The organism is Spongiactinospora sp. 9N601, from assembly GCF_044326295.1.
GTDB lineage: Bacteria > Actinomycetota > Actinomycetes > Streptosporangiales > Streptosporangiaceae > Spongiactinospora > Spongiactinospora gelatinilytica.
This window is the reverse complement of the sequence record NZ_JBIRBB010000009.1, coordinates 56756-70882: the sequence shown is the minus strand read 5'-3', so window position 1 is coordinate 70882 and position 14127 is coordinate 56756. Positions and strand designations below refer to the sequence as shown.

Genomic DNA, 14127 nt, shown 5'->3' with positions numbered 1-14127 from the left:
TGCCGACTCGCACCGAAAGAGGCGCCCAGGGTCAGCCGTCGTGGCACAACCACTCGGCGATCGATCGGATGACCGACGCCTGCCAAGCCTGGCTTTGCGGGAGGAGGTAGCGCGGGTCGTCGTGGACGGCGAAGCCGTGTTGGGCCCCTTCGATCTCGATCAGTTCGCAGGAGGCGGTGAAGCGGGGCACGGCGGCGCGGGAGGATTCGATCGGGACGAGGGTGTCGGCGGTGCCGTGCACGATGAGCGTGGGTGCCTTGATCTCCTCCAGGATGGTGTGCGGCTGGAGCCAGAACACCTCATTGAGCAGCGGACGCCCGTGCCTGAGTTGCGGGGTGAACTGGATGTAGCCCTGGGCGTCGAGAAGGCGGGCGGTCTGTTCGTCGAGCCGGTCATCGTGCCAGTAGGAGCGGCTGTCGATGGTCCGTCGCTTGTAGTCGAACTGAGGGTTCAGGAGCACCAGCCGGTGGATTTCAGCGGGCCGGTGGGCGGCGTAGTAGCCACAGATCCCGCCGCCGAAGCTGGCCCCGAGCAGGCTCACCGTCTCAGCACCGATCGCCTCGGCGGCGTACCGTAGCGCCACGCGGATGTCATTGAGGATCGTGGCGAGGGTCAGTTCCTCCTGGCGGCCCGCGCTCTCCCCATGGCCACGCAGGTCGAACCGCAACGACGCCAGCCCGGCCGCGCCGAGCCCTTCCGCCAGCCGGGTGAAGAACCCGCCCTCCTCCCGGGTCACGCCCCCGCCATGTACCAAGACCACGGCGGCCTCCGAAGGCCCCTCCGCCGGAGTGGTGAGGGTCGCCGCCAAACGCAGACCATCGAGCGAACGCATGCTCACTGGCGAATGCACGACCGTCATTGCACTCCCTCCGACGACACCCGCCCTTATGCTCCCACCCGAACATGTGGGAATGAGCGGTATCGAGGAGTCCCGCGGCCGACAGGGAGCAGCGGAGTGAGTGCCGAACAGATCAGTGACGAACAGTGGCGGCATGCCCGGACGATCTTGGACTACCACCTCCTGCGCCACCCTCCGCGCCGCTGCGACGTGGCCATCGGCCTGGGCAGCCACGATCTCGGCGTGGCGAGCACCGCCGCCGCCCTGTACCACGACGGCCGGTTCCCACTGCTCGTCTTCTCCGGCGCCACCACCCCCACCACCGCGGCCCGTTTCCCCCGTGGCGAGGCCGTCCACTACCGCGAACACGCCCTCACCCTCGGCGTCCCCGACCAGGCCATCCTCCTCGAACCCCACGCCACCAACACCGGCCAGAACATCACCCTGTCCCGCCAGGTCCTCACCGACGCCGGCCACCACCCCACCTCGGTCCTGCTGATCTCCAAGCCGTACATGGAACGCCGGGCCTACGCCACCGCCCGGAAGCTGTGGCCGGAGGTCGAGTTCGTGTGCACGTCGGAACCACTCGACCTAGAGGACTACGCCCGCTCGATCGGGGACGCGAAGCTGGTCATCGACATGATCGTGGGCGATCTTCAACGGGTGATCGAGTACCCCCGACTCGGCTACACCATCGAGCAACCCATCCCGGCAGAGGTCCATGACGCCTATCAGGCTCTCCTCCGCGCCGGATTCACCAGCAGGCTGCTCAAGAACTGAGCCGGGACCGGTACTCTTTTCGCTCACCGTGTTCGGACCAATGCACTACGATCAACCTCGCCTTTCCCAAGGCACGGGCGGCTCTTTGCCCGTCGGCACGACCTCTCCGCATTCCCCGCGGACGAGGAATCCCCGCTCAGCCATGCTGAGGAGAAACGTGTCCAACTCAGGTTTCCTCTGGTGACCCCCGCCAGTTCGGCCCCCTGGGCGAAAGCGACCGGGGATCGGTACCACCCGCTGGTCTGTCATGTGCTCGATACGGCGGCGGTGGCTGAGCGGTTGATCGGCAAGCTGCTTGGGCCTCAGTGTTTTGCGGAGTTACGGGCCGGGTTCGAGCCGTTAGGGAATCCGGATGGGTGGATTGCGACGTTGTGCGGGCTGCATGACCTGGGCAAATACAGCCCGGCTTTCCAGGGCCTCAAGGCCGACCTCGCGGCGGACCACTTCCCCGAGCGGGCGGCGGCGGATGTGAAGGCCGTGCGTAAGCCGGCGGGGTTGAAGCAGCGGGTCGATACGCCGCATGGGTTGCTGACCGCGATGCATCTGAAGGACATGCTGCTCCGCTGGGGTGCGACGCAGGAAACGGCCGAGGTCATCGCAGTGGCGCTCGGTGGGCACCACGGGTACTTCCCGGACGGCAGTGCGTTGCGGCAGGCGCGGCGGGAGATCAACCACCATGGCGGCCCCGCCTGGGAGGGATGGCGGGACTCCTTCGTCAAGGACATCGTCGCGTTACGCGGGCTGCCGCTCGACGCAGCGTGGGAGAAGGTGCACATGAGCGCCGCCGCCGCGGTCGGGTTCGCCGCGTTGGCGTCGGTCAGCGACTGGATCGCGTCAGATACCGGAAACTTCCCGTACGCCGACGCGCCCGACCCCGCCACGTACGCCAGCGAGGCCCAACGCCTGGCCACCGAGGCGGTGCGCAGGCTCGAACTGCACCCCTGGACACCTCCCACGACGTTCGCCGAACTCTTCCCCGCCGACAGCCCTCGCCCCGTGCAGGCCCTCGCCGAACACATCACCGCCGACCGGGACGAACCCGCCCTGATCATCATCGAGGCCCCCACCGGAGAGGGAAAATCCAAGGCCGGGCTCCAGACCGCCGCCGCCCTCGTCCACAGGCTGAACCTGATCGGCGCGTACGTCGCGATGCCGACCCAGGCGACCAGCAACCAGATGCTGACCGAGGTGCAGGACCTCCAGAAGCGGCTGGGCGACAACCGGACCATCGTGCAGTTGATCCACTCCGCCGCGAACGAATACCCCACGGATGTCGGCCGCGACGACCCGGACGACTCCGACGTACAGGCCCAGGAGTGGTTCACCCGCAAGAAGAGCCTGCTCACCCCGCTCGGCGTCGGCACCGTCGACCAGGCGATGAAAGGGGCCATCCGATCGGGTCACTTCTTCGTCCTGCTGGCCGCCCTGTCCGGGAAGGTCGTGGTGATCGACGAGGTACACGCCTACGACACCTACATGTCCACGATCCTCGACCGGCTGCTCGCCTGGCTCGGACGCCTCGGCACCTCCGTGGTGATGCTCTCGGCCACGCTGCCCGCGAGCCGCAGGGAGGAACTGATCCGGGCCTGGCAGTCGGGCCTGCTGCGCAACCTGCCCCGCGAGACGCCCGACCCCGAGCCGCACCCTGGCTATCCCCGGGTGACGGTGGCGGGCAAGGGCAGCGTGCTGAGCATGGACACGGCCCTTTCCGACCTGAACGCCGGGCGGAGGGTCCGGCTGGCGCACGTACCCGATGAGGACATCGCGGACTGGGCGCTGGACCGCGCGGCCGACAGCGGGTGCGTCGCCATCGTGCACAACCTGGTACGCAGGGCGGAGGCCACCTACACGGCGTTGGAAGAGCGGATCGCCGCCCTGCCTCCGGGCGAACGCCCCCGGTTGATCGCCATCAACGGCCCCATGCCCACCGGTGAGCGCAAGGCGGTCGAAGCCGACCTCAGGGCCTTCTTCGGGAAGAACGGCACCCGGCCGAGGGCCATCGTGGTCGCCACGCAGGTCCTCGAACACGGGCTCGACCTCGACTTCGACGCCATGCTGAGCGACCTTTCCCCCATCGACCGGCTGATCCAGCGCGCCGGGCGGCTGCACCGCTTCAGCAGGCGCGGTGAACCGGTACTGGCCATCGCCGGAGTCGAGGACACCGACGCAGGGCCGCGGTTCCCTGCCTACCTTGACCGGATCTACGCCCCGATGACGTTGATGCGCACCTGGGCACTGCTGCGCGAGCGGACCGCCCTCGAACCCGCCGCAGAGGTGACGGAGCTGATCGACGCCGTCTACGGTCCCGACGAGGCGATCCCCTGCCCGACCGGGTGGGAGGAATCCTGGCGGACCGCGGCCGAGAAGCTGACGCGGGAACGGCAGAAGAACGAACGCGACGGCCGCGTGATGTACCTGCCGCACCCAATCGCGGTCACCCATCTCGGCGAGCTGACCCGGCACGGCAAGAGCGCACGCCAAACACGGCAGCAGAAGGGAGGGAAGCGTGGCGGAGTCAGTTGACGTGGTGCTGTTCCGGGCCGAGGGGGACGGCCGGGCCGTACCGATCCTGGGCGGTCCGCCGATCGACCTCACGGCCCCCATCCCGCCCGGCACCGAGGCGCTGGAGGCCCTGGACGGCTCGGAGATCACGCTCGACACCTCGGCCGGGGTGCCCGCCGAGGTCGTACAGGCAATCGCGGCGACGCCCGTGCCGCCACCCTTCCGTGACTCGCCCTGGCTTCGCGAGTACCGGTATCTGCTGCTCAACGACGGGTGGTGCGAGGTCGCCGGATATGTGCTGCGCTACCGCGAACACTTCGGCCTGCTCGTGGAGGAGCCCGAGCCGACCCAGCAGGAGGCATCCGCCCCGGCGCGTACGCCGATGCCCGCTAGCAGGGCCGCCACGGCGTCCTTCGACCTGCTCACGCAGGAATGGATACCGGTCATGGGCACCGATGGCCGGCACTGGTCCACCGGCATCGTGGACCTGTTCGGCCAGGCCCACGCGATCCGCCGGATCGCCACGGAGGCCCCGACGATGACGGCCGCCCTGCACCGGCTGCTGCTCGCGATCCTGCACCGCGCGTACGACGGCCCGGCGAGCGAAGCGGAGTGGAGTGCGCTGTGGAAGGCCGAACGGCTGCCCACCGACCCGATCGCCGAGTACGCCGAGCGCCACCGGGAGCGGTTCGACCTGTTTCACCAGCGCCTGCCGTTCATGCAGTGCCCGGACCTGGTCGGCCTGGACCCGTCCTCGGCCGCGAAGCTGGTGCCGTACCGGGCGGTCGGCAACAATGTGACGCTCTTCGACCACACCACCGCCACGGACACGGTCACACTGTCCGCGGCCGAGGCCGCCCGCTGGCTGGTCACCCTGCACGCCTTCGACCCGGGCGGCATGAAGACCCCCTATGAGAAGGACAAGTCATCGGAGCAGGCCCCCTGCAACCGGTTCGGCGTCGTACTGGTGGAGGGCGAAACGCTCAAGGAGACCCTGCTGCTCAATGCCTTGGTCTACCAGCCCGGCCTGGAGAAGCCCCGCATGACCACCGAGTACGACCGGCCGGTCTGGGAGGACGCCCCGACGCCCCCGACGCCCGACAAGCGTGTCGCGCGCGGCTGGACCGACCTACTGACCTGGCCGTCGAGGCGGGTTCTACTGTCCGCCTCGGGCGACACCGTGGACGGCGTGGTCATCACCCCGGGCACCCGGCTCGACATCAAGGCCCCCGACGAGGAACTGATGGCGGCCTTCCGCCGGCGCCGTGACAACAGGGGCCGGTTCAAGGCGGACGCGCCCATGTACCCGGTACGGCTGCATCCGATGCGCGGCATCTGGCGGCACAGCGTCGAACTGCTGCTGACCGATGTGTGGGAGGAGGGCAGGAACCGGCAACGGCCGGTCGCTCTCGACCAGATCGCCGAGCTGGCCGAACGAGGGCTGATCCCCCTGGACACGGTCCACACGCTGCGCGTGTTCGGGCAGCGGCTCGACTCCAAGGGGGCGGTGGTCGAAACCTGGCTGGAGGAGCAGATCCCCGCACCGGTACCACTGCTCCGAGCGCGGGATGAGACCCTTGGCGCGCTGATCGGCACGGCCATCACGCTGGCCGACGAGGCGGGGTCCGCGCTGCACTCGTTGCAGGAAGATCACCGCAAGGAGTTCGGCGCCGACAAGACGCCGGACATCGACCATTACTACTGGCCAGGGCTCTCCGCTCCGTTCAGCCGATTCCTGATCGGTCTCGGTGCGGCCCGCGCGGCGGGAAGCTCTGAGGCGCCCGCCGCCCAGGAATGGGCACGGCAGGTCCGGCGGCTCGCGGTCACCGCCGCGGAGGGGTGGGCCAAGGGAACGCCTGCGGAGGGCCGCATGGCAGCGGCCCTCGGCAGGCGCTACGGCGACTTCAGTAAGCGGCTTGACCGGTCGAAACGCTGGTTCGAGGAGAAGGTCCGCGGCTACGTCACCAAAACGGAGGACGACGATGCCTGAGTCGGTCGCAGAACGACGTGGCAATTACGTCACATACCTCAACAACCTGGGGCACGCGCTGCGGTCGGACAATCCGTACCAGGTCTCCGACGCCCGCCGCACACTCGCACGCCTGCGGCGCGCCTTCGTGGAGGGCGGGCCGCAGGGCCAGGCTTACCAGATCGTGTACAAGCACGACCCGCCATCCGACTCTGAGGAGGCGGAGATCTGGCTGCTGCTCGGCAGTCTGTTCGCGCTGCACCCGGCGAGCTGGAACGGCGGCGGAGGCCGCCACACGATCGGAGCCTCTCTGGGCAGGCTGCACCGCAAGCTGGACAGCCCGGCGGTCGAGCGGCGGCTCATGGCGTTACTCGCCAGGGACAAGAACTCCCTGCCGCACCATCTGCGCCAGGCCGTCCGCCTGTTGTCCGCCCATGACGTGCCGGTCCACTATGGGCGGCTGCTCGACGACCTCCTCGTACTGCTGGGCGACCAGCACCGGGGCGACCGGGCGAGCAAGATCCGCCTCAAGTGGGCCGAGGAGTACTACCGCGAAGCCCCGGCCACCGACTCCACGGAGACGACGGAATGATCATCGAGTTGCACCTGCTCCAGTCCTTTCCGGTCAGCAACTTGAACCGGGACGACGTGGGCCAGCCCAAGACCGCGACCTTTGGCGGGTACGTCAGGGGGCGGATCTCCAGTCAGAGTCTCAAGCGAGCCGCCCGGCTGCTGTTCGACAGGTACGGGCTGGACAGGGCCGAGGTGGGGGTGCGTACCAAGCGGCTGCTGGACAGCGTGGTTGCGGCGCTGCACGACAAGGACCCCGACGAGGCGCGTCCCATCGTCATCGCGGCGCTGCAACAGCTCGGTTTCGGGCTGGACGCGAACAAGGGGCTCACCGAGTACCTGCTGTTCGTCGGGCGGGAGTCGGTCGAACGGCTGGCCGACCACTGCCGGGACAACTGGGACAAACTTCAGACGTTCGCCGAGGCCAAGACGGAGGCGCAGAAGAAGAAGATCAAGCCGGACAGGGCCGCGCAGGCGGAGATCCGACGCATTCTCGATGCGAGCCGGGCCGCCGACATCGCGTTGTTCGGACGGATGATCGCTGACAACAAGGATCTCAACGTGGACGCCGCCTCGCAGGTGGCGCATGCGATCTCGACCCATGTCGTGCTCACCGAATTCGACTTCTACACCGCCGTGGACGACTTCAAGCCTGAGGACGAGTCCGGGGCCGACATGCTCGGCACGATCGACTTCAACACCGCCTGCTACTACCGCTACGCCAACGTGGACCTCACCCAGCTCGCCAAGAACCTGGAAGGCGACGTCGATCTCGCCGAGCGGACCGCGCGGGCCTGGCTGCTGGCGTTCGTCAATGCTGTGCCCGGCGGCAAGCAGAACTCGATGGCCGCCCGGACCATGCCCGACACGCTGCTCGGCGTGGTCCGTGAGCATGGGGCGTGGAACCTGGCCAACGCCTTCCTCAACCCCATCACCGACGCCGACGTCATGCAGGCGTCCACCACCGAGCTGATCAAGCACTTCGGCAAGCTGCGCGGCTTCTATGGTGACGACCAGATCCGTGCCGCCGTGGCCGCGTCCGTGTCGGGGAAGATCCCCGATGTCGCAGGCGTGCAGGTGGTGGACAGCCTGAACGACTTCACCACCAAGGTGATCGACGCTGGGAAGTACGGGCTGTGATCGCATCGCTTCCGCTCTGTTTCGATGGGCCGATGCAGTCCTGGGGGATCAGGTCGCGCGGGATCATCCGGGACACGATGCCCGAACCAACCAAATCAGGTGTTGTCGGCCTGATGGCAGCCGCGATGGGGATCGACCGGGACGATGACGCGGCGCTTGCCGAGTTGGCCCGGCTGCGGCTGGCCGTGCGGGTGGATCGTGAGGGGGTCATGGAGCGCGACTATCACACCGCTCAGAACGTGCCCACCACGCAGGGCACCGGGCACCGGACGGTCGTGAGTGAGCGCTACTACCTGGCCGATGCGCTCTTCCTAGTGGTACTCGAAGGCGAGGAGAGCATGCTCGACAGGGTCGCCGCCGCGGTACGGAATCCGCACTGGCCGCTGTCGTTCGGGCGCAAGGCGTACGTTCCGGCCCGTCCCCTACTCGAACCAGGAGAGGGGCCTGAGCCAGAGCCGGCCGAGGAGATCCTGAAGCGGCACCAATGGTTGGTGAGGAGAGACACTCCGGCAGAGCCGCTGCGGACGGTTGTTGAGTGTCCGCCCGGGACTCCCGGTGCCGAGGTCCGGTACGACCAGCCGGTCAGTTTCAGTGCGAACGACCGGCGGTTCGCCGCGCGGGCCGTGCGGATCGGGGAAGTGGTGCTGACGAGCGAAGGAGCACGCCAGTGTTCCTGACAAAGCTCCTGGTCAACCCCAGGTCGGCGGCCTTCCGCCGGGACGTCACCGATGTGCACGACATGCACCGGACCGTGATGTCCGGGTATCCCGAAATGCCGCCCACCGGCACGTTCCGCAGTGAGCACGGCGTGCTGTGGCGCATCGACACACTCCCGAACGGCCAGATCGTCCAGTACGTGCAGAGCCGTACCGAACCAAACTGGAGCGCCCTCCCCGCCGATCTCCTCCTCAGAGCGGCAGAGGTACGTTCCCTCCAGCCCGTGCTGGACGCCGTCGTGCCGGGCCGGAGGTTCGCGTTCCGGCTGATGGCCAACCCGACGCGCTGCGCGCACATCAAGGACAGCGCAGACCGTAAGCGGGTACCGTTGCGACAGCCCGCTCAGCAGCTCGAATGGCTCATCAGCAAGGGCGAGCAGCACGGTTTCGTGATCCCGGTCAGCCGTCAGGGCGGCCCCGACGTCGCGCCCAGCCCGGCCCCGAGGCTGATCGGCAAACGCCGCGAGAGCAGCAAGATCACCATCGACCCGGTCCGGTTCGACGGTCATCTCGTGGTCACCGACGCAGACCTTTTCACCACCGCGCTGACCACGGGCATCGGCCGGGCCAAGTCCTACGGTTGCGGCCTGCTGAGCCTCGCCCCAGCCAGAGTCAAAGCGTAGGAACGACCATCGGGGTGCCGGTCACCGGGTCCGGGACGACGACGCAGGGCAGCCCGAAGACGTCCTCCACCAGCGCCGCGTCGATCACCTCCCCCGGCGGCCCCTCCGCCGCGATCTTCCCGTCCTTCATCGCCACGATGTGGTCGGCGTACCGGCACGCCTGGTTGATGTCGTGCAGCACCGCCACGATCGTGCGCCCCTGGTCGCGCAGCCGGGCCAGCAAGGCCAGCAACTGGTACTGATGCGCGATGTCCAAAAACGTCGTCGGCTCGTCCAGCAGCAGGTGCCCGGTCTCCTGGGCCAGGACCATCGCCATCCACACCCGCTGCCGCTGCCCGCCTGACAGTTCGGTGACCGGGCGGTCGGCGAGGTCGGTGACGCCGGCCGCCACCATGGCGTCGTCCACGGCCCGTTCGTCGGCGGGGGACCAGGTGGACAGCGGCGACTGGTGGGGGTACCGGCCGCGGGCCACGAGACGCCTGGCCACGATGTTCTCCGGGGCGAGCAGGTTCTGTGGCAGGAACGCGATCTCCCTGGCGACGGCCTTGGGGCGGTAGCCGCGGACGTCCTTGCCGTCCAGCAGTACGGCTCCGGCCTCGGGCCGCAGCAGGCGGACCAGGGCGCGCAGCAGGGTGGACTTGCCGGAGGCGTTCGCGCCGACGACGGCGGTGAACGCGCCGTCCGGCACGGCGACGTTCAGGCCCGCCGAGACGACGCGCTCGCCGTACCCGAGCGTGATCTCCTGCGCGGCGAGCCGCGCGCCGGCGACCGTCATGCGCGTCGCACCTCCCGATAGAGCAGCCAGATCAGGTAACAGCCGCCGATGACGGTGGTGACCACCCCGACCGGCAGCGAGATCGGGGCGAGCAGCAGTTGCGCGGCGAGGTCGGCGGCGAGCAGGAGTACCGCGCCGGTCAGGGCGGCGGGGGCGAGCGGTACGCCGGGCGCGCCCGCGAGTCTGCGGCCGATCTGCGGCGCGGACAGTGCGATGAACGCGATCGGGCCCGCGACCGCGGTGACCGTGGCCGTGCAGGTGACCCCGGCGAGCACCAGCAGCAGCCGCAGCCGGGGCAGGTCCACGCCGGAGGTGATCGCGATCTCGTCGCCGAGCGCCGCCTGCTGGATCGCGTGCGCCAGGATGGGCGCGCCGGCCGCCAGTACGCCGATGACGGCGAACGGCAGCAGCACGTCCTCCCAGTTGACGCCGTTCAGCGAACCGGCGTGCCAGGCGGTGGCCGCGATGGCGACCTCCAGTTCGGCGCGCAGCACGATCCAGGAGTTCAGTGCGACCAGGATGGCGTTGACGGCGATGCCGATCACGATCAGCCGCAGGCCGCTGAGCCCGCCGCGCGACGACAGTACGTACACCGCGGCGGCGGTCACCAGCCCGCCGAGGATCGACCCCATGGCGAGCTGCGCCGACGTGCCGCCGAGCATCGTGATCACGACCAGCGCCCCGGTGTACGCGCCGGCGTCCAGGCCGATCACGTCGGGGCTGCCGAGCGGGTTGCGGGTGAGGTTCTGGAAGACCGCGCCGGACAGGCCGAGCGCCGCGCCGAACACCAGGGCGGCGGCCACCCGGGGCGCGCGCCACTCGGTGATCACCACAACGGCGTCGCCCTGTCCGGCCAGGGCGCGCAGCACCTCGGCGGGACTGGCCCAGGTCGCACCCTGGCACAGGCCGAGCAGGGCGAGCGCCAGCGCGGCGACGGTCAGCGCAGCGACGGTGACGATGGTACGCCGTTCGGGCGCCGCGGAGTACGGCCCGAAGCGCAACACGTACGCCCTCACGATGACACCGTCCCGTAGCGGCGGACGGCCCAGATCAGCGCGGGTCCATCCAGAAGAGCGGTCACCCCGCCGGCGCAGGCCACGACGTCGGCGACCACCGCGACGGCGGTACGCCGGTCGGGCGCCGCGGAGTACGGGCCGAAGCGCAGTACGTACGCCCTCACAGCGACACCATCCCGCAGGACAACAGGACCAGCGCGGCCACCGTGACGGGGGTACACGCGGAGTACGGGCCGAAGCGCAGTACGTACGCCCTCACAGCGACACCGTCCCGTAGCGGCGGACGGCCCAGATCAGGGCGGGTCCGCCAAGAAAGGCGGTCACCACGCCGACCGGGACCTCGCCGGTGGGTAGCAGGATGCGGGCCACGACGTCGGCGGCCACCAGCAGGACCGGGCCGACGACCATGGTGAGGGCGATCAGCCAGCCCACCGAGCCGCCCGCCGCGCGGCGGACCAGGTGCGGCACGATGAGGCCGGCGAACGTGATCGGCCCGGCCACCGCCGTGGCGGCGCCGGCCAGGAGGGTAACGATCAGCAGGGCGGTCACCCGGGTCCGTGTGACGTGGCCGCCGAGGCCGTGGGCGACCTGTTCGCCCAGTGCCAGTGTGCCGAGCGAGCGGCTGAGCGCGAGCGCGCCGAGCACCGCCCCGGCGATCACCAGCAGTGGCAGCGTCAGCGGGGCCTGTTCGCGTCCGGCCAGCGTGCCGATCGACCAGAACCGGTACTCGTCGAAGACGTCGGGCAGCATCAGCCGCAGCCCGAGCGACAGCCCGGCGAGCACCGAACTGAGCGCGAGGCCGGTCAGTACCAGCCGCAGCGGCGACGTACGGCCGACGGCGTAGACCAGGGCGGCGACCAGCACCGCCCCGATGGCGGCGAGCGTGAGCTGCGCGGGTTGTGACCCGCCGAGGCCCAGCGCGCCCCCCAGCGTGATCGCGAAGCCGGACCCGGAGGTCACGCCGAGCAGGCCGGGTTCGGCCAGCGGGTTGCGGGTCATCGCCTGGATGAGCGCGCCGGACACGCCGAGCGCCGCGCCGACCGCGATCCCGAGGACCGTCCGTGGCCCCCGCACGTCGCGGACGATCAGATGGTCGTCGGTGCCCGCGTACGCGGTCAGCGCCCGCCACACCTCCTCCAGCGGGACGCCGTGCGCACCCACGCTCACGCTCGCCACCGCGGCGACGGTGAGCAGGACCAGACCCCCCACCAGGAAGGCGACCCTCCGCCCAAAGACCCGCCGCTCGAAGCCCCGCCGCCCAAAGACCTGCGCCGGTTCAGTCTTCGACAAGCCCGGCTACTCCGCGCTTCCAGTAGCCGGTGATCAGCGCGTCCATCCGTCCGGCGCTCCACGCGCGCAGCGGCCTGATGTCGCCCGCCTCGCCCGCCGCGAACAGGAACGCCCGGCCGGGCAGGTCCAGCGAGCGCACGACGTCGGCCAGCGTGGAGAGCGAGCCCTCCCGGACCAGCCGGATGATCTGGACCCCCGGCCGCCCACCGGGCAGCGGATAGTCGTGCTCGGCGGGATCGTCGCATTCGATCACGACATGTGCGGATACGTCGGCCGGGGCCTCCTCCAGCCAGCGCGCGGCGGCGGGCAGCGCGGTGGGGTCCACCGCGAAGACGTAGTGGTCGTAGGTGTGCGGGAACGCCTTGGCCCCGGGCGGCCCGGCGACCACGACCGCATCGCCGACCTGGGCCTTCTCCGCCCAGGTGGAGGCGAGGCCGCCGTCGTGCAGCACGAAGTCGAGGTCGAGTTCGCGGGCGGCGGCGTCGTAGCGCCTGATCGTGTACTTCCGGGTGGGCGGCATGGGGTGCGGCCAGTCGAGCATCTGCTGGTCGTTGGGGACGGGAGCGCGCAGCGTGCCGTCCGCGTCCGGGAACACGATCTTGACGTGGTCATCGGCCTGGTAGGTGTGGAAGCCGTCCAGCCCGGGACCGCCCAGCGTCAGCCGCAGCATGCGCGGGGTCAGCTCCTGCCGGGCCACGATCGTGGTGGTACGGACGCCGATCGGGTACGGCACGCGGACGTTGCCGCTGCCCGCCCGGTGGTGCGCGGCCACCTTCTCGCGCGGGTCGGACCTGTCCTCAGTCGTATGGCTCATGGCTTGAGCAGCGGCGCGAGCGCCTGGTCGATGGCGTCGAGGGTCTTCGTCGCCGACCGGTAGGTGGCGGCCTCGGTGTACCGCAGCGGGAACGCCCTGCCGGCCTTCACCGCGGGCAGCGACGGCCACAGCTTGGATTCGAGCACGTGCTTGATGGCCGCGTTGGGGGTGCCGTCCGGCTGGACGGAGTACGTGATCGCGTCGGCCTCGCCGAGGCTGTCCGGAAGCTCCTCGATCGCGGAGTATTCGGCGACGTCCTTGCCGCCGCCGCCCTTCTCCTTGACCTCGCCGTAGTAGGTCACCCCGATGTCCTGCGCGATGTTGGTGCCCCAGGAGTGGGCGTACTCGCGGTGGAAGGTCCCCTTGGCGACGTCGCCGTACGACCCGACGTGCCCGAACTTCACTCCCTTGAGCGCGTCGCGGTACTTCTCGGCCAGCTCGCCGGCCTTCTTCTCGTAGGCGGCCTTCTCCGCCTCGAAGTAGGACAGCCGCCCGGCCGCGTCGGACTGGCGGCGGGACAGCTCGCGCCAGGCGTCCGGCACAGTGGGGCCGATGTGGATGGTGGGCGCGATCGACGCGAGCCGCTTCATGTCCACGTCGGCGAGCACCGGCTTGGGCACGCCGATCACGATCAGGTCCGGCTTGGCGGCGGCGACGGCCTCGTAGTTGGTCTCGGCGGCGGTCTCGCCCGCGACCTTGGTCAGCTTCTCGTAGGTGGCGCGGTCCGCGTCGGTCATCAGCGGTACGCCGCGCTGCCAGGTGGAGATCCCGACCAGGGAGGCCCCGGCCTCGATGAGCACCGGCACGGCGTAGCCCGTCGCGATGACGCGCTTGGGGTTGACCGGGATGGTGATGTCACCGTTGTCGGCTTTGAAGACCCGGGTCTCGGCCGCGCCCTCCGATCCGGCCGCGCCGGGGGAGGCGGTGGAGGAGCCGCAGCCCGCCAGCAGGGCGAGCGTGAGGGCCAGCGCGCCGGCCAGGCGCCAGGGTGGTCGAGGGGACATGAAGAAAGGTCTTTCCGTAGCGAGTGGTTGCATTGCCTGCGCCGGGCATACCGGCGTACGCACAGTTATTTAGGCTAGCCTTACCTTAAT

14 protein-coding genes are annotated in these 14127 nt (G+C 69.7%); 7 read left to right on the top strand and 7 right to left on the bottom strand.

The genetic code is table 11. The annotated features are described in order from the left end of the window. Positions 1 to 31: 31 nt before the first annotated feature. A complete protein-coding gene (locus ACH34R_RS22550; protein WP_397563752.1) occupies positions 32 to 832 on the bottom strand; it encodes an alpha/beta hydrolase in 801 nt (266 codons plus the stop codon). 123 nt (positions 833 to 955) lie between these two features. Here ACH34R_RS22550 and ACH34R_RS22545 point away from each other — a divergent pair, with 123 nt between their 5' ends. The 7 genes from ACH34R_RS22545 (at position 956) to cas6e (ending at position 9138) form a co-directional block, all read left to right on the top strand. Next, positions 956 to 1618 carry a YdcF family protein gene (locus ACH34R_RS22545; RefSeq protein ID WP_397563455.1) on the top strand — a complete coding sequence of 221 codons (663 nt, stop codon included), beginning with the start codon at positions 956 to 958 and terminating at the stop codon, positions 1616 to 1618. A gap of 180 nt (positions 1619 to 1798) precedes the next feature. Next, positions 1799 to 4141 carry a CRISPR-associated helicase Cas3' gene (gene cas3, locus ACH34R_RS22540; RefSeq protein ID WP_397563454.1) on the top strand — a complete coding sequence of 781 codons (2343 nt, stop codon included), beginning with the start codon at positions 1799 to 1801 and terminating at the stop codon, positions 4139 to 4141. After that, positions 4125 to 6110 (top strand): type I-E CRISPR-associated protein Cse1/CasA, encoded by a 1986-nt coding sequence (gene casA / locus ACH34R_RS22535; RefSeq protein ID WP_397563453.1) that lies wholly within the window; start codon positions 4125 to 4127, stop codon positions 6108 to 6110. The genes cas3 and casA overlap by 17 nt, the downstream gene beginning before the upstream one ends. Then, complete coding sequence (gene casB / locus ACH34R_RS22530; RefSeq protein WP_397563452.1) at positions 6103 to 6681, top strand: type I-E CRISPR-associated protein Cse2/CasB; 579 nt, start codon at positions 6103 to 6105, stop codon at positions 6679 to 6681. Before casA ends, casB begins: the two co-directional genes overlap by 8 nt. Beyond that, a complete protein-coding gene (gene cas7e, locus ACH34R_RS22525; protein WP_397563451.1) occupies positions 6678 to 7799 on the top strand; it encodes a type I-E CRISPR-associated protein Cas7/Cse4/CasC in 1122 nt (373 codons plus the stop codon). Before casB ends, cas7e begins: the two co-directional genes overlap by 4 nt. Next, positions 7796 to 8476 carry a type I-E CRISPR-associated protein Cas5/CasD gene (gene cas5e / locus ACH34R_RS22520; RefSeq protein ID WP_397563450.1) on the top strand — a complete coding sequence of 227 codons (681 nt, stop codon included), beginning with the start codon at positions 7796 to 7798 and terminating at the stop codon, positions 8474 to 8476. The genes cas7e and cas5e overlap by 4 nt, the downstream gene beginning before the upstream one ends. Continuing rightward, a complete protein-coding gene (gene cas6e, locus ACH34R_RS22515; RefSeq protein WP_397563449.1) occupies positions 8467 to 9138 on the top strand; it encodes a type I-E CRISPR-associated protein Cas6/Cse3/CasE in 672 nt (223 codons plus the stop codon). The genes cas5e and cas6e overlap by 10 nt, the downstream gene beginning before the upstream one ends. Here cas6e and ACH34R_RS22510 read toward each other — a convergent pair. The 6 genes from ACH34R_RS22510 to ACH34R_RS22485 all read right to left on the bottom strand — a co-directional run bounded on the left by ACH34R_RS22510 (position 9128) and on the right by ACH34R_RS22485 (position 14037). Continuing rightward, positions 9128 to 9913 (bottom strand): ABC transporter ATP-binding protein, encoded by a 786-nt coding sequence (locus ACH34R_RS22510; RefSeq protein WP_397563448.1) that lies wholly within the window; start codon positions 9911 to 9913, stop codon positions 9128 to 9130. The genes cas6e and ACH34R_RS22510 overlap by 11 nt on opposite strands. Continuing rightward, positions 9910 to 10929, bottom strand: a complete 1020-nt coding sequence (locus tag ACH34R_RS22505) for a FecCD family ABC transporter permease (RefSeq protein ID WP_397563447.1) — start codon at positions 10927 to 10929, stop codon at positions 9910 to 9912. The genes ACH34R_RS22510 and ACH34R_RS22505 overlap by 4 nt, the downstream gene beginning before the upstream one ends. Further along, positions 10926 to 11093 carry a hypothetical protein gene (locus ACH34R_RS22500; protein ID WP_397563446.1) on the bottom strand — a complete coding sequence of 56 codons (168 nt, stop codon included), beginning with the start codon at positions 11091 to 11093 and terminating at the stop codon, positions 10926 to 10928. The genes ACH34R_RS22505 and ACH34R_RS22500 overlap by 4 nt, the downstream gene beginning before the upstream one ends. Before the next feature lie 91 nt (positions 11094 to 11184). Next, positions 11185 to 12219: a FecCD family ABC transporter permease gene (locus tag ACH34R_RS22495; protein WP_397563445.1), complete on the bottom strand. Its 1035-nt coding sequence runs from the start codon at positions 12217 to 12219 to the stop codon at positions 11185 to 11187. Beyond that, positions 12206 to 13033: a siderophore-interacting protein gene (locus ACH34R_RS22490; protein WP_397563444.1), complete on the bottom strand. Its 828-nt coding sequence runs from the start codon at positions 13031 to 13033 to the stop codon at positions 12206 to 12208. The genes ACH34R_RS22495 and ACH34R_RS22490 overlap by 14 nt, the downstream gene beginning before the upstream one ends. After that, a complete protein-coding gene (locus ACH34R_RS22485) occupies positions 13030 to 14037 on the bottom strand; it encodes an ABC transporter substrate-binding protein (RefSeq protein ID WP_397563443.1) in 1008 nt (335 codons plus the stop codon). Before ACH34R_RS22485 ends, ACH34R_RS22490 begins: the two co-directional genes overlap by 4 nt. Positions 14038 to 14127 lie beyond the last annotated feature (90 nt).